24 protein-coding genes are annotated in these 24,835 nt (G+C 43.6%); 22 read left to right on the plus strand and 2 right to left on the minus strand.

What is annotated here, in order from left to right; genetic code table 11:
* Positions 1 to 212 precede the first annotated feature (212 nt).
* Entirely contained in the window at positions 213 to 932 is a 720-nt protein-coding gene (locus tag ACO05V_RS09165) for an FRG domain-containing protein (RefSeq protein WP_421849986.1), read from the plus strand.
* 17 nt (positions 933 to 949) lie between these two features.
* A complete protein-coding gene (locus ACO05V_RS09170) occupies positions 950 to 1,612 on the plus strand; it encodes a hypothetical protein (RefSeq protein ID WP_421849989.1) in 663 nt (220 codons plus the stop codon).
* A 1,135-nt stretch (positions 1,613 to 2,747) separates the two neighbouring features.
* On the opposite strand, the gene ppsA is transcribed toward ACO05V_RS09170, so the two are convergent.
* Positions 2,748 to 5,147 (minus strand): phosphoenolpyruvate synthase, encoded by a 2,400-nt coding sequence (gene ppsA, locus ACO05V_RS09175; protein WP_421849992.1) that lies wholly within the window; start codon positions 5,145 to 5,147, stop codon positions 2,748 to 2,750.
* A 219-nt stretch (positions 5,148 to 5,366) separates the two neighbouring features.
* Here ppsA and ACO05V_RS09180 point away from each other — a divergent pair, with 219 nt between their 5' ends.
* The 16 genes from ACO05V_RS09180 (at position 5,367) to ACO05V_RS09255 (ending at position 18,502) form a co-directional block, all read left to right on the plus strand.
* On the plus strand, positions 5,367 to 6,170 hold the full coding sequence (locus ACO05V_RS09180; RefSeq protein ID WP_421856913.1) for a pyruvate, water dikinase regulatory protein: 804 nt from the start codon (positions 5,367 to 5,369) through the stop codon (positions 6,168 to 6,170).
* A gap of 422 nt (positions 6,171 to 6,592) precedes the next feature.
* Complete coding sequence (gene rnr / locus ACO05V_RS09185; protein ID WP_421856916.1) at positions 6,593 to 9,151, plus strand: ribonuclease R; 2,559 nt, start codon at positions 6,593 to 6,595, stop codon at positions 9,149 to 9,151.
* Between the two features lie 87 nt (positions 9,152 to 9,238).
* The gene (gene rlmB / locus ACO05V_RS09190) at positions 9,239 to 10,006 is read left to right on the plus strand and encodes a 23S rRNA (guanosine(2251)-2'-O)-methyltransferase RlmB (protein ID WP_100187386.1); all 768 of its coding nucleotides are present in this window, start codon (positions 9,239 to 9,241) and stop codon (positions 10,004 to 10,006) included.
* A 13-nt stretch (positions 10,007 to 10,019) separates the two neighbouring features.
* Positions 10,020 to 11,081 (plus strand): nicotinate-nucleotide--dimethylbenzimidazole phosphoribosyltransferase, encoded by a 1,062-nt coding sequence (gene cobT / locus ACO05V_RS09195; protein WP_421849995.1) that lies wholly within the window; start codon positions 10,020 to 10,022, stop codon positions 11,079 to 11,081.
* A gap of 43 nt (positions 11,082 to 11,124) precedes the next feature.
* Entirely contained in the window at positions 11,125 to 11,910 is a 786-nt protein-coding gene (locus tag ACO05V_RS09200; RefSeq protein WP_421849999.1) for an adenosylcobinamide-GDP ribazoletransferase, read from the plus strand.
* Positions 11,907 to 12,497, plus strand: coding sequence for a histidine phosphatase family protein (locus tag ACO05V_RS09205; RefSeq protein WP_421850003.1), 591 nt, complete (start codon positions 11,907 to 11,909; stop codon positions 12,495 to 12,497). Before ACO05V_RS09200 ends, ACO05V_RS09205 begins: the two co-directional genes overlap by 4 nt.
* 73 nt (positions 12,498 to 12,570) lie before the next feature.
* On the plus strand, positions 12,571 to 13,185 hold the full coding sequence (locus ACO05V_RS09210) for a trimeric intracellular cation channel family protein (RefSeq protein WP_421850006.1): 615 nt from the start codon (positions 12,571 to 12,573) through the stop codon (positions 13,183 to 13,185).
* Between the two features lie 44 nt (positions 13,186 to 13,229).
* Positions 13,230 to 13,853: a cob(I)yrinic acid a,c-diamide adenosyltransferase gene (gene cobO, locus ACO05V_RS09215; RefSeq protein ID WP_421850009.1), complete on the plus strand. Its 624-nt coding sequence runs from the start codon at positions 13,230 to 13,232 to the stop codon at positions 13,851 to 13,853.
* Between the two features lie 220 nt (positions 13,854 to 14,073).
* Positions 14,074 to 14,517, plus strand: a complete 444-nt coding sequence (locus ACO05V_RS09220) for a tetratricopeptide repeat protein (protein WP_421850012.1) — start codon at positions 14,074 to 14,076, stop codon at positions 14,515 to 14,517.
* Between the two features lie 30 nt (positions 14,518 to 14,547).
* Positions 14,548 to 14,769, plus strand: coding sequence for a hypothetical protein (locus ACO05V_RS09225; protein WP_421850015.1), 222 nt, complete (start codon positions 14,548 to 14,550; stop codon positions 14,767 to 14,769).
* A gap of 123 nt (positions 14,770 to 14,892) precedes the next feature.
* Positions 14,893 to 15,180, plus strand: coding sequence for a S24/S26 family peptidase (locus ACO05V_RS09230; protein WP_421850018.1), 288 nt, complete (start codon positions 14,893 to 14,895; stop codon positions 15,178 to 15,180).
* A gap of 137 nt (positions 15,181 to 15,317) precedes the next feature.
* Complete coding sequence (locus tag ACO05V_RS09235; protein WP_421850020.1) at positions 15,318 to 15,938, plus strand: YitT family protein; 621 nt, start codon at positions 15,318 to 15,320, stop codon at positions 15,936 to 15,938.
* Positions 15,939 to 16,076: 138 nt separating this feature from the next.
* Entirely contained in the window at positions 16,077 to 16,607 is a 531-nt protein-coding gene (locus tag ACO05V_RS09240) for a GNAT family N-acetyltransferase (RefSeq protein ID WP_421850023.1), read from the plus strand.
* 30 nt (positions 16,608 to 16,637) lie between these two features.
* Positions 16,638 to 17,327, plus strand: coding sequence for a pseudouridine synthase (locus ACO05V_RS09245; RefSeq protein ID WP_421850026.1), 690 nt, complete (start codon positions 16,638 to 16,640; stop codon positions 17,325 to 17,327).
* A 12-nt stretch (positions 17,328 to 17,339) separates the two neighbouring features.
* A complete protein-coding gene (locus tag ACO05V_RS09250) occupies positions 17,340 to 17,711 on the plus strand; it encodes a DUF2750 domain-containing protein (RefSeq protein WP_421850029.1) in 372 nt (123 codons plus the stop codon).
* 161 nt (positions 17,712 to 17,872) lie between these two features.
* Positions 17,873 to 18,502 carry a TetR/AcrR family transcriptional regulator gene (locus ACO05V_RS09255; protein ID WP_421850032.1) on the plus strand — a complete coding sequence of 210 codons (630 nt, stop codon included), beginning with the start codon at positions 17,873 to 17,875 and terminating at the stop codon, positions 18,500 to 18,502.
* Between the two features lie 6 nt (positions 18,503 to 18,508).
* On the opposite strand, the gene ACO05V_RS09260 is transcribed toward ACO05V_RS09255, so the two are convergent.
* The gene (locus ACO05V_RS09260; protein ID WP_421850035.1) at positions 18,509 to 21,967 is read right to left on the minus strand and encodes a PAS domain-containing hybrid sensor histidine kinase/response regulator; all 3,459 of its coding nucleotides are present in this window, start codon (positions 21,965 to 21,967) and stop codon (positions 18,509 to 18,511) included.
* 226 nt (positions 21,968 to 22,193) lie between these two features.
* Here ACO05V_RS09260 and ACO05V_RS09265 point away from each other — a divergent pair, with 226 nt between their 5' ends.
* From ACO05V_RS09265 to ACO05V_RS09280, 4 genes are all read left to right on the plus strand, one after another.
* A complete protein-coding gene (locus ACO05V_RS09265; RefSeq protein WP_421850038.1) occupies positions 22,194 to 22,556 on the plus strand; it encodes a DOPA 4,5-dioxygenase family protein in 363 nt (120 codons plus the stop codon).
* Positions 22,557 to 22,690: 134 nt separating this feature from the next.
* Entirely contained in the window at positions 22,691 to 23,035 is a 345-nt protein-coding gene (locus ACO05V_RS09270; protein ID WP_421856919.1) for a GNAT family N-acetyltransferase, read from the plus strand.
* Positions 23,036 to 23,299: 264 nt separating this feature from the next.
* A complete protein-coding gene (locus ACO05V_RS09275) occupies positions 23,300 to 23,782 on the plus strand; it encodes an FKBP-type peptidyl-prolyl cis-trans isomerase (RefSeq protein WP_421850041.1) in 483 nt (160 codons plus the stop codon).
* Positions 23,783 to 23,988: 206 nt separating this feature from the next.
* Positions 23,989 to 24,777, plus strand: a complete 789-nt coding sequence (locus tag ACO05V_RS09280; protein WP_421850044.1) for a hypothetical protein — start codon at positions 23,989 to 23,991, stop codon at positions 24,775 to 24,777.
* The last annotated feature ends 58 nt before the right edge of the window (positions 24,778 to 24,835 follow it).

The raw sequence follows: 24,835 nt of genomic DNA on the forward strand, positions 1-24,835 counted from the left end.
CTAATTGTTAGCATTATGGACAGACAAACTTTCACCTGACCCTGATTGTTATTGTTTTGTTAGACTTGCTGAAGGACTTTCTCTCAGGCGCGTTGTAAGACTTTGCAAGCACATATTTAGGTAATCAGTCGCATTTCAAGGGAAAAGCATTTCTAACGGGGTTCTAACGGAGGTAGAATTGTAAATAACTAAATAAATTGAAAGGAATGTTTATGGGGGAGGGGATTTTAAATTTTTGGGCTGAATTTCATGAGGCCATCGAAACCTCCTCAGACTCTAATTCAGCATCCAAATCAATATTTTATAGGGGGGTGTCAGATGCTAGCTATAGCTTATTACCCTCAATTGCTAGGGGGGTAAGTAAGGAAGAACTACAAAGTATTGAAACGAAGATGTTGGGCGAATTTAAGCGATTATCTGCCCCTTTAGTTGATAGACAAAACTCTTCTGAAATTGAGTTGCTATTTTTAGCTCAACATTATGGCTTGCCTACAAGGTTACTTGATTGGACAACTAGCCCTCTAGTAGCTCTTTTTTTTGCAGTTGAGAAAGATGATCAAAAAGATGGAGTGTTGCACATAAAAGTAGCGCCGTTAAAAGAGTTTGGCCCTGATTATGATTACCATGATTCTATAAAACCTCCGCCTTACATAAGTTTAAAAAGGCCTATAATCCATATAAATCACGAATATTTTGTTCGTCCAAGTTATTTAGATTCCCGATATGCTAGCCAGAAAAGCGTTTTTAGTTACTCCACCATTCCAACCCAAGCTATTGAATCAGATAAAAAAATCGAAATCAGTAGTAAACTAAAAAAGCCAATACGTGATTTTTTAAAAGTTGTCGGGATTTCTCACTCTTCTATTTATCCAGGTCTTGAGGGTATCTCTAGAGAAATTAAAGATCACATATTTATGGATAACAACTTATAGTCGTTTAGGAATTTTGTATGGGATTAGTGAACTGGATTAAGCGATTTTTCGAAAATGAAATAAAGCAACAGACTGATAGAATCCCTATTGAGAACGAAGAAAGACCAATAAGGCGTTATGATCAAGATACAGAAAGTAAGTTGGTTTTTGTAAGTAAGCGAGACTTATATGTACCATTGAAATACTTGGAAATGGATGGGGAAAAGGTAATAGCTTCGGTGCGTAGTAAGACAAAAGATTCTGAATCATCAGGATATGGTGTTTGGCTTCCTATCCATTCTGAACGTAGCTGGTCATTCTATCAGGAAAATTATTTTTCCAGTGAGAAGGTCTCTAAATTACCTTTTTTAAAAAAGGCGCGTGATCTTTTGGAACAGCCTTTAGTATCAGGGCATGAGCTTACAAGTGCTAGAGAGCGATCTAACGAAATACTTCTTGATTCTGAAGACAATTTTTATTCGAATAAACCAAATGAGCTGACAAAACTCATGGTCGAATGGCATCTTGGTTTAAGTATATCGCCACTTTCAGCTGATCACCTCAATGAACTGATAGTAAGTGGGCATAATAGTTTTGCACACTTGTTTACTCTAGAAAAATCAGAACTAGTAGCTTTAAAAGGAATTGGGGAAAAGAAAGCTAATGATTTTAAAAATAAATTTAGAAATATGGACTCATAGATGGAAATCGAACTAGAGGACTTGCGTCCACCATTAGACAAGTTTTGGTCAGATTTCTACGTATTTAATGAAATATTACCAGGCCTAGATGATCGTTTTGTTTACAGAGGACAATCTGATATTGATCATCACCTGATTTCCTCGATTATTCGGTCTCAGCACTTGGAGCATAGCTGGCGATTTCTGGATAATGAAAGCTTCGCTTTCAGCGGTGGATCACGGTCGTGCCTCCCTCATCGCGCCCTACAAAAAACTAGCATCAGCAATAAAGTCAGTTCGACGCATTCCTGATTGCGCGACTCTATGGCGTTTCAGAGTCAGTTAAAAATATCTTCTCTTAAGCCTGCAAAAACAATCTATGCCTTACGATATAAATCGTCTTGCTAAACGTAATGTTAAACAAAGTAAATGAGACGTTTGGGCGATAGCCCGATAAAAGATTTTTTGGTTACTTTTGTATCGATTGACAAACGTTACACGCCCAGCTTTTTCCTGAATTAAAAAGCGGAATAAAGGTTGGGAATGCAAAGCGTTTGAATGGAACGTCAATTCCGCGTCGGGCTGAAGCCGCGACCTACAATGAAAGCTTCGCTTTCAACGGCGGATTACGGTCGTGCCTCCCTTATCACGCCCTACGAAAGAGCGGCATCTCCGATGAAGTCAGTTCGACGCAATCCTGATTGCGCGACTCTATTGAGTTTCAGAGTCAGTTAAAAATACCCTTCCTTAAGCCTGCAAAAACAATCTATGCCTTTCGACAAAAATCGTCTTGCTAAAACGATAATAAACAAAGTGAATGAAACGTTTGGGCGATAGCCCGACAAAGAGACTTTTTGGTTACTTTTGTACTTTTCTGAATTAAACGACGGGCAAAAGTTACCCGCCCAGCTTTTTCCTGAATTAAGGAGCGGAACCAAGTTTGCAAACTAGGAAGCGTTGAGAAGTAACAAATATACTTGAAGAAGAAAGAAATAAAAAAAGCCCCGCAGGGCGGGGCTATAAAACTAGGGAGTGACTACGATAAGGTCACGCGCTGCTTTTACACAGCATTCTGATCTGGTGCTGCATTAAAAAACACATCACCAAACGCAGACTGGTATCCCGCTGCGCGGATTGGCCGCGGCGGGAAGATTCTTTAAATGGCTTTGTGGTTCAGTTCGTTGTTTTTCAGTACTTCATCAAGGTGTAGCCAGGTTTCGATCACTGTGTCTGGGTTAAGAGACATGCTTTCGATGCCTTGGGCGACGAGCCAGTCGGCGAAGTCGGCGTGGTCGGATGGGCCTTGGCCGCAGATGCCGACGTATTTACCTTGTTCACGACAGGCGGTGATTGCCATTTTTAGCAGTTTTTTAACCGCTGGGTTACGTTCGTCGAATTTGTCTGCGATCAATCCTGAGTCGCGGTCAAGTCCGAGTGTTAGCTGAGTCAAGTCGTTAGAGCCGATTGAGAAGCCGTCGAAGTATTGTAGGAACTCGTCAGCCAATAGGGCGTTGGACGGTAGTTCGCACATCATGATGACTTTCAGGCCATTTTCGCCACGAGCCAAGCCTTGTTCAGCAAGCAGTTCGGTGACTTGTTGTGCTTCTTCCAAGGTACGAACAAATGGGATCATGATTTGTACGTTGGTTAAGCCCATGTCGTTACGAACGCGGCGGATGGCTTCACATTCTAGGGCGAAGCAGTCGCGGAACGAGTCGTCGATGTAGCGTGCTGCGCCACGGAAGCCAAGCATTGGGTTTTCTTCATCTGGTTCAAACAACGGACCGCCAACAAGGTTGTGGTATTCGTTTGATTTGAAGTCAGATAAACGCACGATGACTGGCTTCTGAGAGAAAGAACATGCCAATGTTGCAACGCCTTCGACCAGTTTGTCGACGTAGAATTCCACTGGGCCATTGTAGCCGGCGATGCGGTGGTTGATCTCTTCTTGTAGCGCTGGCGTCATGTCTGCGTAGTTCAGCAAGGCTTTCGGGTGAATGCCGATCATGCGGTTGATGATGAACTCTAAGCGAGCCAAGCCAATGCCAGCGTTTGGTAGCATGGCAAAGTCGAAAGCGCGGTTTGGGTTGCCCACGTTCATCATGATTTTTACTGGCAGTTCAGGCATATTACCGACTTCAGAGGTGATGATGTCGAATGGCAGTTCGCCTTGGTAAACAAAGCCCATGTCACCTTGTGAGCAGGATACGGTGACGATTTGACCATCTTGCAATACGTCGGTTGCGTCGCCACAGCCAACCACCGCTGGAATACCTAATTCACGGGCGATGATCGCCGCGTGACAAGTACGACCACCACGATTGGTGACAATCGCAGACGCACGTTTCATTATAGGTTCCCAATCTGGATCGGTAATGTCGGTCACTAGAACGTCGCCCGGTTGGATGCGGTCCATTTCGGTGATAGAAGACAAAACTTTTACTGCGCCTGTGCCGATTTTGTGACCAATGGCGCGGCCAGTGATCATCACCTGAGAGGTTTTTTTCAGGTTGTAACGTTCCATGCTTTGGGCATTGGCTTGGCTACGAACGGTTTCTGGACGCGCTTGAACAATGTAGATTTTGCCGTCGATGCCGTCTTTTGCCCACTCAATGTCCATCGGACGTTGGTAGTGTTTTTCAATGATGCAAGCTTGGCGAGCAAGGTCTTGGATTTCGTCGTTGGTTAGTGCAAAGCGGTTTTGGTCATCTAAAGCGACTGGGACGATTTTGACGAATTCGTCATCATTGCCAGCTTCGGCGTATTCCATTTTTTGTGCTTTGCTGCCTAGGCTCTTGCGCACCACCGCAGGACGGTTCGCTGCCAGTGTTGGCTTGTGAACATAGTATTCGTCTGGGTTAACTGTACCTTGAACAACCATTTCGCCAAGCCCGTAAGCGGCGGTGATGAAAACTACTTCGTCAAAACCAGATTCCGTGTCTAGGGTGAAAAGTACGCCAGAAGCGCCAATGTCACTGCGTACCATTTTTTGAATACCTGCGGATAAAGACACGCCTTGGTGCTCAAAACCTTGGTGAACGCGGTAAGAAATCGCACGGTCGTTAAACAGAGAAGCAAACACGCGTTTGATTGACGCCTTAATGTCTGCCAATCCTTTCACGTTTAGGAAAGTTTCTTGCTGGCCCGCGAAAGAGGCATCGGGTAAATCTTCTGCTGTGGCAGAAGAACGCACCGCAAATGACGTTTCTTCTGTGTTGTCATCGCAAAGTGTTGCGAAGGCGTCTTTAATTTCTTGGTCGAATTCTGCTGAAAAAGTGGCATCTTCAATCCATTGGCGAATCTTTACGCCTGTTTCAGCAAGGGCGTGAACATCGTCCACATCCAATGCGTCTAGTGCTTGATGGATTTTTTCGTCTAGGCCGCTTTCTGTAATGAAGCTTTGATAAGCATAGGAAGTAGTTGCGAAACCGTTAGGTACTTGAATACCAAGGTCTGTCAGGTTGGAAATCATTTCACCCAAAGAGGCGTTTTTCCCGCCTACTTCACCGACATCTTCCATATGAAGATCTTTAAACCACTTAATAAATTTGCTCACAAGAGACTCCAATTATTTTTTCTTATTAAAAGAATATGGCTGGTTTGCCAAGTAGACTTCAGACATTTATCAAATTGCTGTGTGCTCTTGTCAAAGCGCTGGGTCTGGGTTCATTGTATGTAGGGTAGTTGCTTTGAATAAAATCGATTATTCGATGTAGTTTTATTTCAATCGAAAAAACGAATGTCGTTAGATAACAACAAAAACGGGAAAAAACGCATGAAAGTGTATTTTGTGTCAGATGGGACAGCGATCACGGCTGAGGTATTTGGGTCGGCAATGTTGTCGTTTTTTGACGTAGCGGTAGAGACCAAAAGTGTGCCTTTTTTGGGCACCAAAGATCAGGCAGAAGGCTTGAAACAACAGATCAATTTGGAAGTGCAGCAAGGTATCGCTTTGTTGGTGTTTTATACTATTTCCGATGTGGCAATCCGCGATATTATCGATTCTTGTGATTGCCATTGTTACAACTTGTTTGGCGATTTATTGTCGCCGATTGAACAAGCCTTAGGTGTTAAAGCCCAGCCGACAGCACAGAAAGCCCATGGTATGAAAGAGGGCGTTTACGATGGTCGAATAGACGCCATAAACTACGCGTTGGCGAATGATGACGGGGCGTCGGTGAAGAATTTTGCTGAGGCAGATATTATCTTGCTGGGTGTGTCGCGTTCCGGTAAAACACCGACCAGTTTGTATTTGGCGATGCAGTATGGCATCAAGGCGGCGAACTATCCGATTACCGAAGATGATTTTTCCTCGCCCGGTTTGCCTAAGGTGTTAAAAGATCATAAGAAGAAGCTGTTTGGTTTGACCATAGACGCTCAGCGCTTGCATGAGATTCGTACTGGTCGAATGGCGGCGAGTAAATACGCTTCGGCTCGTCAATGTCGCTATGAAGTGGACGAAGTGGAGTCTTTATATCGCCAAGAACGCATTCCTTTTTTGAATTCAACAAGGCTGTCTGTGGAAGAAATTTCCACCAAAGTGATGGCAGAAATGAATTTAGTGCGTCATAGGCAGTAAAAACGCTGGGAGAAATGATCAGATAATTCGATGGGTTCATCGTTTTTGCCCGAAATTTAGACAATTTAGTAATGAAAATATTTCGCTTAGGTCAAAATGGCATTACAAATGCTGGTAAAAGACAGACTGATATCGAGTCATAAGGGCTATTTGTTGTGTAATTACCAAATTAACTCAAAGAGAGTGTGCAGATAATGCTAAGAGCTGCGCTAACTTGCAGAGTATTTGGTTAATATGCTCTATAATGACGATTAATTGAGCGCGACAGTGACTCGCATTAAGTGGCTTATCAGAAGTGATAGCGAGTACTGCAAATGTTCTAAATAGTGAGATGTTCATATTTCTATTTTATAAAAGGGCGTCTTATTGAAAAAACCAAGGATAAAAATACATTGAGTAATAAAAAAATTAACGATCCACACATGCAGCGAGAAGCGTCTAAGTACGACAATCCCGTACCAAGCCGTGAATTCATTCTAGAATTTCTTGCCACCCAAAATAAAAGCATGGGTCATTTAGATTTATGCAAAGCGTTTTCGCTGACTGGCGAAGACGAAATTGAAGCCCTCCGTCGTCGTCTCATCGCTATGTGCCGAGACAATCAAATGACCAGCAACCAAAATGACGAATACTCGCCGATTTTAGAAAGTGACCTGATCGAAGGTTACGTTCAAGGCAATAAAGAAGGTCATGGTTTCTTACTACGTCCGAGCGATGACGATATTTTCCTATCTGCCCGTCAAATGCAGAACGTGATGGATGGCGACAAAGTAAAAGCACGTCTTTCTGGTCGTAGCGTTAAAGGTCGCTTAGATGGTGTCGTGGTTGAGGTGCTAGAACGCAAGCACAGCCAATTGGTTGGCCGTTATTACCTTGAAAAAAACAGCGAAGAAAGCCGAATAGCTTTTGTTACACCAGAAAACCCACGTATCGCTCAAGATATCTTGATCACCACTGACTCTGGCTTAACGCCAAAGCATGGTCAATATGTGTTGGCGGAAATTGTTAGCTACCCTGAGCGCGGCAAACCAGCTCAAGGCTTGGTGAAAAAAGTCCTTGGCGACTTTATGGCGCCAGGTGTTGAAATCGAAGTGGCGATGCACCGTTATGAAATACCTAACGAGTGGCCAGCGGCGGTTGAAAAACAAATTAAAAACTTCAGCACAGAAGTCGCGGAAGAAGACAAAGCACATCGTGTTGATTTACGTGATACGCCTTTTGTCACTATCGATGGTGAAGACGCTCGTGATTTTGATGATGCGGTATATTGTGAAAAAACACCGGGTGGCTGGAAGTTGTTTGTCGCCATTGCCGATGTTTCTCATTATGTGAAAAAAGACACAGCATTAGATGAAGAAGCGATTGTTCGTGGTAACTCGGTCTATTTCCCTGGTCGCGTTATTCCTATGTTGCCGGAAGTCTTGTCGAATGGCTTGTGTTCACTTAACCCAGATGTAGATCGTTTGGCGATGGTGGCGGAAGTGTCTTTGACAAGCAAAGGCAAAATGCGTGGTTTCAAGTTTTATGAAGGTATTATTCGTTCTCATGCGCGCTTAACGTACAGCAAAGTGGCGAAGATGATCGCTGATGAGCCGGAAGAGCAAGGCATTGAACTGCGTGAACGTTACGCGTCTATCGTGTCACACATCGATGATTTAAACGGTTTGTATCACGTCTTGAAAGGTGCTCGTGATGAGCGCGGTGCGATGGAATTCGATACCATCGAAACTCGTATGGTGTTCGACGAGAATTCTAAGATTGAACACATTATTCCCGTAGAACGTAACGATGCCCATAAGCTAATCGAAGAATGTATGTTGTGTGCCAACGTGGCGGCAGCAGAGTTATTGATTAAAGCGGATTTGCCAGCCTTGTTCCGTGTTCACGAAGGGCCAAAAGACGACCGTTTGTTAACCTTGCGTACTTACCTTGGTTTGCTTGGTCTAGAGCTGACAGGTGGCACTAAGCCGACGCCAGCGGATTACGCTGCATTGTCTGAAAGCATTAAAGACCGTGCAGACGTTCGTAGTATTCAAACTATGATGCTGCGCTCTATGTCTCAAGCTGTGTATCAAGCGGATAACTTGGGCCACTTCGGTTTGAATTACGAAGCTTATACGCACTTTACGTCGCCAATTCGTCGTTACCCAGATTTGTTGGTTCACCGTGCAATTCGTTATTTGATTCGTGGCGAAGGCCGTCCGACTGTACGTCAGGCGCATCGTGTGGCAGGCAGCCCTGAATTGAAAGAACGTAAAATATACGGTTACAACCACGCGGATATGGACGGTTTAGGCGATTCTTGTTCCTTGACTGAACGCCGTGCTGATGAAGCAACCCGCGATGTAGAAGCTTGGTTGAAATGCCAGTACGTTGAACAACATTTGGGCGAACCGTTTGACGGTGTCGTTACTGCTGTGACCTCGTTTGGTTTGTTCGTTGAACTGCAAGGTTTGTTTGTCGATGGTTTGGTGCATATTTCAGGGCTTGGACAAGATTACTTTGTTCACGACATTGAACATCAGGCAATTATTGGTGAGCGAACTGGCCGAGTGTTCCGCCTTGGCGATACGTTGAAAGTTCGAGTGTCTAATGTGAACTTGGAGCAACGTAAGATTGATTTGAGTTTGGATGAAAGCGCTGCGCGTCAACCACGTAAAAAAGTGGAACGCAACGACATGTCCGAACTTGAAATGCAATTGGCTCAGTTGCCGCCGATTGAATTGGGTGGTCGTCCTAAGCCGAAGTCAGCTGCAAAAGTAGCAGGCGATAAGTCGAAAGACGGCAAATCAGAGGGCAAAGAGTCGGATGGCAAGGCGAAGAAAAAACGTCGTTCGCCTGCTTCTAAAGGCAAACGAATCAGACAGAAAAAGTCGGGTACTGTGTCGGCAAATGGTAAGCCAACTTCTGCGGCTGCTAAAAAGCCGAAAAAGCCTAAGAAACCGAAAAAGAGCAATGCTAAGCCAAAAGCAAAAGACTGATCAGAAGCTTTGAATTGAGCTTTCTAGATGAATAACTTTCTAGATGAGTAAAAGGGGGCGTATGCCCCCAAATTAATAGAGTAAAAGATGTCAGATTTAGAATGGATATACGGTATACATGCCGTGGAAAATGCGTTGAACCAACAGCCAGAACGTATCAAAGAAGTGCGTTTTCAAGAAGGCCGTGACGATAAGAAAACTCAGCGCTTAATGCAGCTTTGTAAAGCCAACAAAGTGCGTCATAGCGTTGTTGCCCGCCGCGATCTCGATCAGTTGTTTACCTCAAATAAAGATCGTGTAGTTCACCAAGGTGTTGTCGCTTATACCACGATGAACAAAGCAGGTAATGAAGCCGACTTGCATACGCTAATCGCTGGTTTAGATGAAACACCGTTGATCATTATTCTAGATGGCGTGACAGATCCGCATAATTTGGGCGCTTGTTTGCGTAGTGCTGATGCCGCTGGTGCTCATGCGGTTGTGATGCCAAAAGACAATTCTGCACCATTGAATGCCACCGTAAGCAAAGTCGCTTGCGGCGCGGCAGAAAGTATTCCTGTTTATGCGGTGACCAACCTTGCTCGCACCATGAAGAAGTTACAAGACCAAGGTGTGTGGATCTTTGGTACGGCTGGCGAAGCGACACAAACCATTTACGAGCAAGACTTAACCATTCCGACGGCCATTGTTATGGGCGCAGAAGGGGATGGCATGCGTCGTTTGACTCGTGAGCAATGTGATTATCTAGTGAAACTGCCTATGGCTGGTGTGGTTTCTAGTTTGAATGTGTCTGTAGCGACCGGTGTTTGTCTCTACGAAGTAGTGCGTCAACGCGCTGTTAAGGCCAAAGGTTAAGGGGCACAAAGCCTTGTTTAAGCAATTTAATATTCCCGCACCTTCGGTTGTTATTGCCGAACAGTTACAACACAAGATCGATAACAAAACTAAGCCGTTAGGTGCGCTGGGTGAGTTGGAAAGCATCGCTTTTCAGCTTGGCAAAATTCAGCAAACATTAACGCCTGATACGTCAAAACCTAAGATGATCATCTTTGCAGCTGATCATGGTGTTGTCGCGCAGGGCATTAGTTTGTTTCCTCAAGAAGTGACGCCACAAATGGTAATGAACTTCTTGATGGGCGGTGCCGCTGTGAGCGTTTTCTGCGAGCAACATAAGGTGCCGTTGCGAATTGTGGATGTAGGTGTGAATGCAGAGTTAGCTGCGCATCCTTTATTAGGTGCGCGCAAAGTTGCCTTTTCATCTCAGGACTTTAGTCAACAAGCCGCAATGACAACGCAGCAACTTGAACAAGCGATTCAAGCTGGTGTTGACGAAGCCAATCTTGCTATTGATGATGGCGTGAACTTGTTGATGTTTGGTGAAATGGGCATTGGCAATACTTGTGTGTCTTCTTGCATGATGACGGCATTAATTGGTGTTAGCGCGATAGACAGCACTGGACGTGGCACTGGATTGGATCTTGCTGGGGTTTCCCATAAAACGCAGATTATTGAGCAATCATTAAAACGCGCAGAACAAGAAACTGGCCAGATGATGTCTGACTGGAGTGCCCAAACTCTCGCGGAACAGATTGGTGGTTTTGAAATTTTGGCGATGGCGGGTGCTATGTTGCAATCGGCTCAGCGCCAAACGGCCTTTGTTGTGGATGGTTTCATCTGCTCAGTCGCTTTGTTGTTTGCGCAGAAAGTCGCTCCAAATGTGCGTGAATATGCGATTTTTGCTCATCAATCGAATGAAAAAGCCCATAAAATGCTGCTTGATCATTTAAAGGCAGAACCAATTTTGTCATTGGATCTGCGTTTGGGTGAAGGCTCGGGGGCTATTTTGGCTTACCCATTAATCAACAGCGCGTGTCTGTTTTTGAATAAGATGGCGAGCTTCGAAAGTGCTGGTGTGACTGATTCCAAATAATTCTTTGCTCTTTGGTCAACAAATAACTAAGTAGAAACTAACGATGAAAGGTATGAGCATTGGCCCATATTGGCAGGGCTTTAAACGTAGCCTTGTTACTTACACTCGAATCCCTCTGAAAGTGGATTGGAGTGATGACATAAAGCACATCCCTGCGGTGTGTTTTTTGCCATGGATTGGTTTGCTTGTCGGTTTATTGAGTGCTTGGCCCTTATGGTTTGATTGGTCGACGTCGCTGCAAGCGCTGTTTATGTTGTTAACCGCGGTGTTATTAACCGGTGGGTTTCATGAAGACGGCTTGATGGACAGTTGTGATGGTTTGGTAGGCGGCTGGGACAAAGAGCAGCGCCTGTCTATCATGAAAGATTCGCGCATTGGCAGTTATGCCGCCTTGTCTATTTGGTTTTCCTTAACACTGAAATGGTTGTTGCTTAGTGAATGGTTGCAGATCATTCCGGACTCGTTTTTAGGTTTTATTTATACTTTAAGCGGTTGGTGTGTGGTGCATGTGATCGCTAGGTTAATACCTTTGGTGCTAATGAATTCGCTAGATTATGTGACCATGGGACAAAGCAAAGCATCAAGCATGATTGCTAAGTTAGATCCTAGTCAGTGGCTGGTGGCTTTGCTGCCTTGTTTATTTGTGGGTTTGCTGGCGTTTAGTTTATCTGACTTGATTACGACGTTTATCTTCGCAGCTGGTTTGGTGTTTTTAATGCGTCTTTATTTACGCAAAAAAATTGATGGTTTTAATGGCGACACTTTGGGGGCGAGCGAACAGGTTGGCGAAATTTTTGTCATTATATGCTTGTTGGCGTCTTATTCATGAAGCTGTATTTGATTCGACACCCAAGACCAGACGTTAAGAAAGGCCTTTGTTACGGTGATATGGATGTGCCACTTGCCAGTGGTTGGGAAGAAGGTGCACAAGCATTAAAAAGTGCCTTGTCGATCGAATTTAATGGTGAGTCTAATGTGTGTTTTCACAGTCCATTAAGCCGAGCAGCACGATTAGCTGAACATATTGGTGATGGCAAATCACAAGTTGTTGACGCACTAAAAGAGCTGGATTTTGGTGATTGGGAAGGATTGTGTTGGCAAGATATTCCAAAGCAAGAAATAGATCTGTGGGCTGACGACATTGTGCTCTCCGCGCCTTATAATGGTGAATCGCTGCAAGTTGTAGCTGATCGCGTTTGGCGATGGTGGCTATCGGTGAAAGATATGCCGATGGAGAATTGTGTATTGGTTGCCCATTCTGGTGTCATCAAGGTATTTGTCAGCATGCTCTGTCAGTGGCCTTTGGATCAATGTCACCGAATTGATGTGGGTTTTAGTAGTTTGACGGAGTTTTCTATACAGGGAGATTTTGTGATGCTAAAACGATTGGGTGCTGGAGACTGGGTAACCGGCTAATACTCCGTGCTTGTTTAATGTTGAGTTTGGCATTCGCCAGCTTGTCTTAAGTTCGATTGAGAATAAATAAAAAATGTTGCTATATCTTTTGGGTATGTTTGGGATTGCTGCGTTTGCAATCACAGGGGTTATTTCATCCGGCAAAAAAGACATGGATCTTTTTAGTGTGGTATTCCTTGGCATGGTAACGTCATTGGGCGGCGGTACGATTCGAGACACGGTTTTATCAGTAGAAACGGTTTATTGGGTAAGAGACACGTCTTATTTATGGGTGGCGTTTTTATCTTCTGCCTTGGCGTTTTTTACGGTGCGATTTGTTGAAGATAGGCAAACTGTTTTCCACTATGCTGACTCTTTTGGTTTGGCGCTTTTTACCGTAGTGGCAACGGAAAAAGTGTTGAACTTAGGTTTTTCGCCAACGATAGCTATTACTATGGGAATTATCACTGGCGTGGCGGGTGGCATTATTCGTGATGTTTTGAGCCATCGCCCACCTTTGGTTTTGGGGCGAGAATTTTACGCAACACCGGCATTTTTAGGCGCTTTGTTACTCGTGCTACTTGAAAAAAACGTACCGACGCATGAGTTTAACTCGATTTACGCCGTGACTTTAGTCTTTATACTAAGGGTGTTCGCGATACATAAAGATTTGTATTACCCAAGCTGGTTGTTGTACAAGAAAAAATAGCGCAAGAAAAAGTAGTACAAAAATATAATTCAAAGAGACAAATTATGACGGATCCTTCTCCTGAACAAAAAGCAGAACAAGCAGAAAAGAATGAAGCGCGCTTGTTGAAGAAAAAGGCGGTTGTTGATCAGCGTATTGCCGCTGCAACGGAAGAACGTGGTGTGACTATTTTGCTAACCGGTAATGGCAAAGGCAAAAGCTCTAGTGCCTTTGGAACCATGGCTCGTGCTTTAGGTCATGGGCAAAAAAGTGCGGTGATTCAGTTCATAAAAGGTCGCAAGGCGACGGGTGAACAGTTGTTCTTTGGCTCTCATCCATTGGTTGATTTTCACGTCATGGGGCATGGTTTTACGTGGGAAACACGTAATCCAGAATTGGAAAAAGAAGCCGCTGAACAAGCTTGGGCCTTGGCAAAAGGCATACTGTCTGACCCAAGCGTGCATTTTGTCTTGTTGGATGAAATCACCTACATGTACAAATATGGCTATTTAAACGAAGACGATTTGATCGCTGCGTTGGCTGCTCGTCCCGCTCATCAAAATGTTATGATGACAGGCCGTACAGCACCACGCGTTTTGTTAGACAGTGTTGATACCCACAGTAAAATTGCCAATGAACGTCATGCTTTTGCGAATGGTGTAAAAGCTCAAGTCGGAATTGAATGGTAGTTCGCGCAGCGAGCTACCCTTTCTGAATTACCCTCTATTTCAATCCCTTTATCTTCCCTTTCTTTGTGTCTGGGGTTAGACCCGCACAGACTCTTCATAATGTAAAAAATGTACTCAAATGAGATTTATTCTCAAATTGGCTGGATTTATTCAAAATCTTTTACGATAATGATTCTCATTAAGTTTAATTGATGCGTCATAACATATCGTGGAGAAAACAATGCAGGACTGGGAACGTTTAACGAGACAAGCCAACCGAGCTTATTCAAACCATGCTTTTACTGATGCTGTGGATTTAAACCGACAGGCGTTGATGGAAGCAGAGCGTTCATTTGATGAAGATTTCTACCGAGATGCTGAGTCGGCGGTTGCTGCCGCTGCGGTAAGTTTTTTGAATATTGCCGAATCTTATACCGCCTTAGGCGACTTTATTTCCGCCAATACGCAATTTGAGTGTGCGGTCAATTTTCTGCAAACCATTATTGCTCGACCAGATATGGACACAGAGCAGCGTGATCTAATCATGCGAACAGCGACACATATACGTTTTGAATGGGAGTTGTTTACCCAGAGTTATAGTAAGGAGGTTTCTGCGCAAAGTAGAGCATTGATATCGTCACTATCTAACGCAGTGTCTATGCCAGCTACTATGGCGCGTCACTAACTTTTTGCACTAAAAGAGAGGAATGATGATATGAAATCCATTATTAGAGTCATGTTGTTCAGTGTTTTTATTGTCATGAGCCAATTGGCTCTAGCGCACCAAGGTCACGAGTATTCATCTTGGTCGAGCCAACTGGTCCATGTTTTAACCGTATTTTCTGTTGGAAGCATTATTGTCGGTGGTTTTATTTATAAGCAATTACTGCGTCGCCGTAAACAGCTTGAACTAGAGGATATTTGTCATGATGCATAGTTTGATTAAAACACTGGATAAAGTGATTGGGTTTAAAACCGCACAAGCTTTGTGTTTAGTGGGTTTTAAACGTGATTTGAAAGAATCTAAGAAGCCAAAAGAACATATTAAAAGGAGTCGGAAATGCTTCATTTAATCAAGGTACAAGGCGAGAGTATGGCCCCAGTTTTGAACGATGGAGACTTTGTTTTTACCAGCCGTTGGCATAAAAAGCTTAAAGTTGGTCATTTAGTCGTAGTCGATCATGCTTTGTATGGGTTTATTGTCAAAAAAGTATTGCGCATCGCCCCAGATGGACAGCTTTGGCTAGGCGGCGAAAGTAATAAAAGTCTCCAATCTGAACGGATTGGTTGGGTGTCTCCTCGTCGCGTCATTGGTAAAGTGGTCAGTCGCATTTGTGCTTCTAAGTAACTGTACAAAAATCTAGACACTTCTGATTGATAGGTTAAAAATGCTTTTGGTTGTTATGTTGGTCTTATGACTGTTTTTCTCTAAAATCCACGCTTTCTATTTAATATCTACTTCATTTTTAAAGCAGAGAGAAATCCATGTCGACAGCCGAACTGCCTAAGGTAAAAAAACACACTCGTCTTGAAGATGCTCAAGCTGTGATTCTGGGTACATTGATTATTGCATTAGGTGTGAACCTTTTCACTCATGCAGGTTTGTTAACAGGTGGCTCTGCTGGATTGGCTTTTCTGATGAAGTACTCAACGCCTTTATCTTTTGGCCAGGCATTTTTCTTAATTAACCTTCCTTTTTATGTTTTGGCGATTATGCATTTTGGTTGGGAGTTTACTATTAAGACCTTCCTTTCTGTATTTTGCTTGTCTGTTTTTGCTGATGTAACACCGATGCTGGTGACCTTTGATAAGGTTAATTCACTTTATGCCAGCATAGCGGGCGGTTTTTTGATGGGCGTTGGCTTCCTGATGCTATTCCGTCACAATGCCAGCTTAGGCGGGCTGAATATTCTGGCGCGTTATCTAGCTGAAAAATATGGTATTTCCATGGGAAAATTCCAGATGGCCGTTGATTGCATGATCGTGCTCTTGTCTGTTTTTGTCGTGGATTACACCTTGATCATTATTTCGTTTGTTGGTGCTGTGGCATTAAATATGATCATCGCGGTTAACCATAAACCAGGGCGTTACATGGGGAATGTTTAATTTACACATTAAATTTGTGGGAAAGGCGGCTGAGGTCGCCTTTTTTGTGTCTTCAATTCGCTTAAGCCGCGTTGTCGTTTCCTAACAGAGCCTTGCTCAGGTATTATTAAGCTAATCAAAAAGTCAGAGGAAAAGAGTTTGGAATTACTCAAAGTAGACAACCTTAACCCCTATCTAAATGATCTTGTCGAGTTGTTATGCGACGCTGTCGATTCAGGTGCGCCAATTGGTTTTTTACCGCCAATGAGTGAGTCTGAAGCGAAAGCTTATTGGTTGTCGGTTAACGATGATTTACAAGCTAATGCCCGCCAAGTGTTATTGATCCGCGAAGACGATAAAGTCGTTGGCAGTGTGCAAATTGCCATGTCACCAAAAGCCAATGCATTGCACCGTTGCGATGTAGAAAAGCTAATGGTTCATACTCAAGCGAGAGAGCATGGTTTGGGCGGTATGTTAATGCAAGGTGTGGAACGTGTCGCCGCATCGATGCAGCGACAGCTACTCATGCTTGAAATCAGAAGCGATGACATTGCTCACGACATGTATGTCAATATGGGCTATATTCCATTTGGTGAAGTGCCTGGCTACACTCGAAGTGCGAGCGGCATGTTGCATAATGCGACGTTTTTCTACAAAGAAATTGATACCACCCACGAAGTATTCTCTTAAATTTAATTTAAAAAGCCATAGGCGATACCCTTGAGACTTGATTTTTATTTATCCCATGTGACCGAATTGGCACGTAAAGCTGCAAAAATTGCAGCATCAAAAGGCCGTGTAACTGTAAATGGTGAAGTGGTTAAAAAAGCCAATTACACCGTGCAAGAAGGGGATCAGATTTGCCTAGATGATATCCTTTTGGCATGGCCATCTGAGGGATACTATTTACTGCATAAACCTGCGGGTTATGTGTGTGCTACCCAAGATCCAGACCACCCGACAGTGCTGGATCTTTTGCCTTCTCATCTAGGGCAAGAGTTAAAGATTGTTGGTCGTCTAGACAAAGACACGACTGGTTTGTTGTTGCTAACCACAGATGGGCAATGGCTGCATCGAATTACGTCACCACGTAATGCTTGTAACAAGCGTTATCGTATGATGTTGGCTGATCCAATTAGTGATGAAGATTTGAAGCAGTTGGAAGACGGTGTGATGCTCAATGGTGAGTCACAGCCAACATTACCTGCGGTCGCTGAGCGTATTAGCGATTGTGATATTTATTTGACCATTCAAGAAGGCAAATATCATCAAGTAAAACGCATGCTGGCAGCCGTAGGTAATAAAGTGGAAGAGCTTCATCGCGATCAAATTGGTCCGTTGTCACTGGATGCAGATATTCAAGCTGGCGAGTTCCGTGAGTTAACCGAAGAAGAAGTTGCTTACTTTTAATAAAGAGATTGAATGATGAAAGAATTATCGATGGATGAACGCGTTCAGCTATTGGTTGCGCCTGACAGCGAACGTTTAGAATATTTTGTTGAGCAAGCAAAAGCCACGGAATTGGTATGGAGCTTGAGCAACGAAGAAGGTTTCGTGATGGTTGAAACCGACGACGGTGATTGCGTGATGGTTTGGCCAGATGCTGAATTTGCCAGCCAGTGGGCGATCGAAGATTGGGACGACTGCGAGCCTGTGTCAGTGTCTCTTGATACCTTTAAAAACGAATGGCTGCCAAGCCTTGCGTTAGACAAGGTTACTGTTGCCGTATTCCCGAATATTGAAGACGAAGGTAAGCTATCTACTGCAGAAGAGCTGACTGCGTTGTTGGCTTAATTCAATAGAAATTAAAACAACCCCTCCCCCTCCCCTTCAAAGACACAAGGGGAGGGAATAAAATTAGCTTGCTCCTCCCCCTGGCAAGGGGGAGGTTGGGAGGGGGTTGTGTCTTGTTTCAGTACTGTTTGCAAAAATACAAATAAGGACTTAACTCCCCCATGAGCAAACGTCAAAATCACCGTGAAGAAGTCTTTGTTAAAATTTTAGAAGCCGCCGAAATTGAATTTGGCTTAAAAGGCTACAATGGCGCTAGCCTTCAGCATATTGCTGAGCGTGCTGGTTTACCTAAGCCGAACATTATTTATTATTTTCAATCTAAAGCGAACTTGTACAAACAGGTGCTTGATCAAACCTTGATGGGCTGGAATGATTTGTTTGATAAAGCGACTATCGATGATGATCCAGCCACTGTATTGGACAGTTTTATTCGCGTGAAGCTGAAGCATAGCTTTGAGAAAGGCGTTGCTTCTCGTCTGTTTGCTATGGAGGTTATTGGTGGCGCACTGCACATTGGTGACTATCTAAAAGAAGAGTTGCGGCCATGGTTTAAGTCTCGCGTAGCCTTGCTGCAATCTTGGATGGATGCCGGAAAAATGCGTCAATGCGACCCAGCTAGTGTGATCTACATGATTTGGGCTACGACACAACATTACGCGGATTTTGAAGCGCAAGTGCTAGCCTTAAGCGGAGTTGAATCCTTGGAAGATGAAGACCTACAACGTATCGGTGATACGGTGAGTGGAATTATTCTCGCAGGTTGTGGTTTAAGTCTGCCTACAACGAATTAATATTTGTTACTTCGCATCTTCTCTTAATTGATGAATGTGTTGCACCAAAGCCCGCAATTTTGCGGGCTTTGCTGGTTTTGCCATGTAGGTAATGTTCTGTTGTTTGCATTGCTCGACTAATTCAGGGTCGCGTAGGGCGGTGATCAATACCGCTGGGATGATTTTCCCCGCGCGAGCCCGAAGTGCTTTAATCAAAGACAAACCATCTTGGTTATCGTCAAGATGGTAATCCACTAATAATAATTCTGCTTCGCCTTCGGCCTGTAAGGCATCATTGAAGCGATTAAAGGTTCTACAATCACATTGCCAATGGGTTAATAGCGTGTTCATGGCCGTGAGATTATTCTTTTCGTCATCAATGCACCAAACATAGCAATGGGCGCGTTTTTCTTGTGGTGTGATTGTTCCTTGAGTGGTTGGGAAGTCAACGATGTGATCACTTTTTGCCAAAGGTATACCGATACTAAAGCAGCTGCCTTTGCCAGGTATTGAATGTATTTCAGTGGCTAAACCTAGCTGTTTCTGCATCCGACGAACCAAGCCTAGCCCTAATCCCATGCCGGGTTCTTGGGTGTTTTCCCAACGATAGAAGTCATCAAAGATTTTCTTTTGTTCTGTCGCTGGAATACCGATGCCTGTGTCCCATACTTGTAAATACACCACGCCAGCGCGAGATCTAACGCTCAATAATACTCGGCCTTTCTGCGTGTATTTCACCGCATTAGAGACGAAGTTTTGAATGATGCGGCGTAAGTAGATAGGATCTGTATGAACTCTAAAAGGGCGTAAATGCGTGGTTAAACGGATGTTTTTACTCTCTGCAATCACACCAAATTCAGCCACGATGGGCGTGAGGATATCTTGCAGATTGCAATCCACTAACTTGGGCTGAATCGCACCTTGGTCTAGGCGGGCGATTTCAAGTAGGGTTGAGATAAGTGCTTCGGTTGATTCTAATGAATCGGATAATTTTTCAATGATTTGGTTGGTGTTGTCTGGCAATTCTGTGGATTGTAAAATTCCCATATAAAGTTTGGCGGCGTTGAGCGGCTGCAAAATATCGTGGCTGGCTAAGGCGAGGAACTCTGTCTTTGACGTATTGGCTTGTTCGGCTTCAGCTTTGGCGCTGATTAGGGCTTTTTCGGCTTGATTACGGCGTTCGATTTCTTGCATCAGTTCATGGTTAACGCCTTGCACTTCAACAGTACGGGCTTCGACTCGCTTTTCTAAGTCGATGTTGGCTTCTTTTAAGGCCTGCTGGCTTTCTATGTGTTCTGTAACATCAGTGAAACTGGTTACAAAGCCACCATCTGGCAGCGGATTGCCTACCATTTCGATGACTCGACCACTGGCACGGCGACGTAAGAATCGGTGCGTGGTGCCTTTTTTAAGATGTTCCAAGCGTTTGTTAACTAACTCTTCTATGTCACCAACGCCACATTCGCCGCGTTCTGCATTAAAGCGGATCAATTCTTCTACGGGTAGACCAACGGTTAACATGCCTTCTGGATATGGATAAAGAGACAGATAAGTTTTATTCCAAGCGACAATTCTTAGGTCTTTATCGACCACGCTGATGCCTTGGTCTAAATTGTCCATGGAAACGAACAGTAAATTTTGGCTGAACTGAATGGCTTGGGTGGTTTCATCCAAGTAAGTCACCATTTCTTCCACCTTGATTTGTTTATCAATCAAGATTGAATTAATGATAGTGCGAGCCGAAGAACCACCTAATACGCCACCTAGAATACGTTCGCAGTAGTCGACAAATAAGCGATTTGGTGAAGTATTCGATGGAATGGTTTGGCTGTAGTCTTGCTCAAAGTTCGACAGGACTTGCTGGCTCTTTTGCTTGCCCAAAAAGGTTTCTAACAGCACAAAAAAGTCACCGTTAGTGGCTTTGCTTTTGGGTTTGAAAAAGCCTTTTTCCAGTTCTGTGGTTGGGCTAACAAAGGCAGTGGCCTGAATACGATCTATCAAACGCTCCGTGGATAATAAAGAGCCAACCACATAGCCAAAAATATTCGCTAATAAACTGATAAAAGCGCCATAGCTAATGAGCTCTGAGCGCGACTGGGCATTTTCTAAGCCCCAATTAATATTGCCTGTAAGTGGCAACATCATCAGTAATACCCAACACAAGAAGCCCAAAGTTAAGCCGGTATAAACGCCATGAGCATGAGCGCGCTTCCAATAAAGGCCACCAAGTACAGCGGGCATAAGCTGTAACACGAGAGAGAACGCCAAGATGCCTGTGTTTGCTAATGATTCAGCGTTGGCCATTTTTTGATAATACAAAAATGACAACAGCAAAATCCCCATCATAGCGAAGCGGCGAATCATCAATATTCTACGTCGATACAGTGGCAAGGCTTGTTGCTGAGCACTGGCTCGAGCCAACATCAGAGGCAAGATTACATCGTTACTGATCATGATGCTTAGGGCAAAGGTGGCGATAATAATCATCGCGGTGGTAGCTGACATACCGCCAAGAAAGATCAACATTTGCAGCGGTAGATTGTCAGATACTAAAGCGAACTGAATGACATAAGTATCTGGATTAATGTCAGCGGAAAACAAGCTCTGGCCCGCAATCGCTATGGGTGGAATGATGGTGGCAAAAACCAGCAAATACAAAGGGAATAGCCAGCGTGCCATATTGGATTGTTGGTTATTTTGATGGTCGACCACGGTGACATGAAACTGTCTAGGTAAACAAATTACTGCCGCCGCCGACATGAAGGTTTGCATTAGAAAAGGGAAGGATAAAAACTGCTCTGGATTCCATACCGTAAAATCGACGTTCTTACTGAGTTTGTTTATATCAAATTCTTGCGTCATAAGAACCGCAACGACACCCACTGCCACAATAGCGATCAGTTTAAATAAAGATTCAGCCCCAATCGCTAACATCATACCTGAGCGATATTCGGTTACTTCGACTTTTCGAGTGCCGAAGAGCATGGCGAAAATACCGATTAAAATGGTCGCAATTAAGACGATAAAACTGGTTGAAGACTCATCCTGATTGACAAAAAGCGCGAAGTTCGAGCCGATGGCTTTAAGTTGTAAAGCAATGTAGGGAATTACCGCGAGCATACTAATAAGGATGACCAAAGGCGCGGTCATGGGGCGTTTGCCATACCGAGAAGAGATAAAGTCAGCAATAGACGTGATGTTTTGCTTGCGGCTGACGGTAATCATCTTTCTTAGGATGGGAAAGGCAAACAAGTACAACAAAATAGGCCCCAAAAGAATGGGGAGATAAGTCCAGCCAGAGCGAGAAGCTTCGCCAATCGAGCCGTAAAATGTCCAGGCGGTACAATAAATAGCCAATGACAAGCTGTAGACCAACGGATGACGAGTCAGTTTTTTTGCTGTTGGGCTTTCTTTATCGCCCCAGATCGCAATCCAGAACAGACCCAGAACATAAAGAATGGCTAATAAAATCCAGAAAACAGTCATTGAATAAATTACCTGAACATAGGCTGATATATTGTGGTTATTCGTTTTAATGTAACACAGCCTATCTAACAATCCTCTACGACTTAGGTCGCGTAGCAAATGAAGTCGGGGGAATTGTTTCCAATATAGAAATACTGCTTTCCTTATAAGCCGTTCTTACTATCGTGCTACAAATGCTAGACTTACCTTATCTTCAGTTGGTAATACATTAACGTCAGGCGGTACCATGACTGCAATTCTTACAGATCAAAATATTAAAGCGTTCCATGCGCACCTTTATTATAGCGATGCGGCAGGTGTTGAGATGGCAAAAGAAGTGGCAGAGCAAGCGGCGGAATTGTTTGAAATCCGTGTCGGGCGCTTTCACCAAAAGCCAGTAGGCCCGCATCCTGTTTGGAGTTGCCAGCTGTCATTTGCCGCAGAAACCTTTGGCAAGATCATTCCTTGGTTGATGTTAAACCGCCAATCATTAGATGTTTTTGTTCATCCATTAACCGGCAATGAATATGTTGATCATACTCAAGGTGTCAGTTGGTTAGGCAAATCGTATGAGCTCGATGTCTCTCAGTTCATGCCGTCGAGTGAATAAGTTTTTTAACTGATGAATAAATGGAGTAGTAAGAAGTAATGGACATTCGATTAGCTATATTGAAAGAAGCCAAGGCCATTGCTGAAGTTGCTTCAGCATTAGGTTAACAAAACACGGTATCAGAAGAGCTTGCCATAAAACGCCTTGAACGGTTGCTAGCATCTAGTAATGACAAAGTTTGGGTTGCAGAACTTAATGGTCAACTTATTGGCTGGCTGCATGCTCAACATGCTTTTCGGGCCGCCTCGGCAGATTTTATCGAAATTCTAGGTTTGTCCGTTGCGGATCAAGCCAGATTAAACGGTGCGGGTCGTGCTTTAGTTGAAAAGGCAAAAAAGTGGGCTTTGGATGAAAAAATAGTATTACGGGTTCGTACCAATGAAACCCGTGATGGCGCGAAAAAGTTTTATACCGCGCTCGGTTTTTCCATTGCAAAAAACCAATCTGTCTTTCAGTTTTCGGATCAACTAGAGAATTAAATTTTGCTTTAAATATGATCAACGCAGATTATTTTTGCACTTTTTCTAAAAAATCAGTCAAACATCCCTTTAAAAATCGTCGAACGTACCAAACTTCTAAGGTTATACGGTGGTTATTGAGCTTATGGGACGTTATCATAATGCCACAAACTATTGTTTGGGTTCGTGTTGTGGCGGTGTAACGCTTATTGTTGAAATGTAAGATTTGCTTGTATCAAGCGCTCGTTCCCTCATTATTTATTATTTGTTCATTAGGAGAATACAATGCAAATCACAGAAAACGCCGTTGTTAGCATGCACTACACCTTGACTGACGAACAAGGCCAAGAACTAGACTCATCTGTTGGTCAAGAGCCTTTGGTGTTTCTAAGTGGCGCTCAAAACATCATTGATGGCCTAGATAAAGCGCTTCAAGGCAAAGCCGCTGGCGACAAGCTTGCTGTTTCTGTTGCTCCTGAAGATGGCTACGGCGCGGTTCACGAAGAGCTAATTCAAAAAGTACCGACTGAAAATTTCCAAGGCGTTGACGAAATCCAAGTTGGCATGCAATTCATGGCGCAAACGCCAGGCGGTCAACAGCCAGTAACCGTTATCGCAGTAGAAGACGATGGCGTGATGCTAGATGGTAACCATCCTTTGGCGGGTAAAACATTGAACTTTGATGTTGAAATCATTGAAGTTCGTGAAGCACTGGCTGAAGAGCTAGAGCACGGTCACGTTCACGGCGCTGGCGATCATCACCACTAAGCACTAAATGCTATTAAGCAGCATCCTTAAAAAAACGGCTTCTGACTTTTTCAGAAGCCGTTTTTTTGCTCAACAATCTGATAAAAAACTCCGTTTCACCCAGCGCCTAGAAAGGCAGAAAGATAAGTGTTTAAATACTGTCGAATATATACTTTTGCTACATTGTTAGCTGTTCTGTAACAAACCTTATTCTAAAGGGACTTGAGATGAAAAAGACGTTATCTGTGTTTTTGCTTTTTTTAAGCCATTCCGTTTTCGCGTTAGACTTGGCTAAATATCCAACGGAATTAACTTCTGGCGAAGGTGTAAACGTCGTCATTGCGCCGACCACTGACAATAAACAGGCTTTGGTGAAAGTAACTGGCGTGAATCACGAAATTGATGGCGTGGTTTTTCTTACCGAAATTAACAAACAGGGCGATGATCAAAGACTTAAATACACCTTTGACGGTTCAAAAAGATCGTTGATTTATATCGCTAATAACTATGGTTGCTGCTCTTATACCTTGTATTTGCCAGACACCAAAGATGGCATTTATCTTGGCAAAAAAGATGATGTGAAAGCGGATACCGTTCAGACTATTTCTGCACTTTATGACCAGCAATTAAAGCAAGGCGTGCAAGAAAAATTAGCAATGTTTAATCGTGAAAAACATTTAGCGTATCAAAAAACCAAAATTCAACAAGCCGATGACAATGTGGCTAAGCAGTGCGGTATAGAGATACCAACCAAGGTTGATTGGAATAAAATCTCTGATAGTGACTTAGGGTCTTATGCGATTGCCGCTTATTGCGCGCAAGTGTCATCAAAAATTGCGTATCAATGTGCGACAAAACCAGCTTTTAAAGAAACAGCAAAAGAGTTTAAAGCGATTAGCTGTGATTTTACCGATGAACTTAAGTTACGACTTAATGATCAAGTGTTGAACTTTAAAACCGCACCTAAAGCACCAAACCAAGGTCAGTTTATCGAGGCTTACTTAAACAACATGTAATCGCCTTTCAAATCAGAAAAGCACTGCGCACGAGCAGTGCTTTTTTATACGGTAACTT

Source organism: Marinomonas sp., assembly GCF_965225885.1.
Classification (GTDB): domain Bacteria; phylum Pseudomonadota; class Gammaproteobacteria; order Pseudomonadales; family Marinomonadaceae; genus Marinomonas.

Bases quoted from the DNA above. Each gene is read 5' to 3' on its own strand.
- ACO05V_RS09165 (WP_421849986.1), top strand. From the start codon at position 213: ATGGGGGAGGGGATTTTAAATTTTTGGGCTGAATTTCATGAGGCCATC.
- rlmB (WP_100187386.1), top strand. From the start codon at position 9,239: ATGTCAGATTTAGAATGGATATACGGTATACATGCCGTGGAAAATGCG.
- ACO05V_RS09170 (WP_421849989.1), top strand. From the start codon at position 950: ATGGGATTAGTGAACTGGATTAAGCGATTTTTCGAAAATGAAATAAAG.
- ACO05V_RS09250 (WP_421850029.1), top strand. From the start codon at position 17,340: ATGATGAAAGAATTATCGATGGATGAACGCGTTCAGCTATTGGTTGCG.
- ACO05V_RS09180 (WP_421856913.1), top strand. From the start codon at position 5,367: ATGAAAGTGTATTTTGTGTCAGATGGGACAGCGATCACGGCTGAGGTA.
- ACO05V_RS09220 (WP_421850012.1), top strand. From the start codon at position 14,074: ATGCAGGACTGGGAACGTTTAACGAGACAAGCCAACCGAGCTTATTCA.
- ACO05V_RS09255 (WP_421850032.1), top strand. From the start codon at position 17,873: ATGAGCAAACGTCAAAATCACCGTGAAGAAGTCTTTGTTAAAATTTTA.
- ACO05V_RS09265 (WP_421850038.1), top strand. From the start codon at position 22,194: ATGACTGCAATTCTTACAGATCAAAATATTAAAGCGTTCCATGCGCAC.
- ACO05V_RS09235 (WP_421850020.1), top strand. From the start codon at position 15,318: ATGTCGACAGCCGAACTGCCTAAGGTAAAAAAACACACTCGTCTTGAA.
- rnr (WP_421856916.1), top strand. From the start codon at position 6,593: ATGCAGCGAGAAGCGTCTAAGTACGACAATCCCGTACCAAGCCGTGAA.
- ACO05V_RS09275 (WP_421850041.1), top strand. From the start codon at position 23,300: ATGCAAATCACAGAAAACGCCGTTGTTAGCATGCACTACACCTTGACT.
- ACO05V_RS09210 (WP_421850006.1), top strand. From the start codon at position 12,571: ATGTTGCTATATCTTTTGGGTATGTTTGGGATTGCTGCGTTTGCAATC.
- ACO05V_RS09230 (WP_421850018.1), top strand. From the start codon at position 14,893: ATGCTTCATTTAATCAAGGTACAAGGCGAGAGTATGGCCCCAGTTTTG.
- ACO05V_RS09205 (WP_421850003.1), top strand. From the start codon at position 11,907: ATGAAGCTGTATTTGATTCGACACCCAAGACCAGACGTTAAGAAAGGC.
- ACO05V_RS09260 (WP_421850035.1), bottom strand. From the start codon at position 21,967: ATGACTGTTTTCTGGATTTTATTAGCCATTCTTTATGTTCTGGGTCTG.
- ACO05V_RS09280 (WP_421850044.1), top strand. From the start codon at position 23,989: ATGAAAAAGACGTTATCTGTGTTTTTGCTTTTTTTAAGCCATTCCGTT.
- cobO (WP_421850009.1), top strand. From the start codon at position 13,230: ATGACGGATCCTTCTCCTGAACAAAAAGCAGAACAAGCAGAAAAGAAT.
- ACO05V_RS09200 (WP_421849999.1), top strand. From the start codon at position 11,125: ATGAAAGGTATGAGCATTGGCCCATATTGGCAGGGCTTTAAACGTAGC.
- ACO05V_RS09225 (WP_421850015.1), top strand. From the start codon at position 14,548: ATGAAATCCATTATTAGAGTCATGTTGTTCAGTGTTTTTATTGTCATG.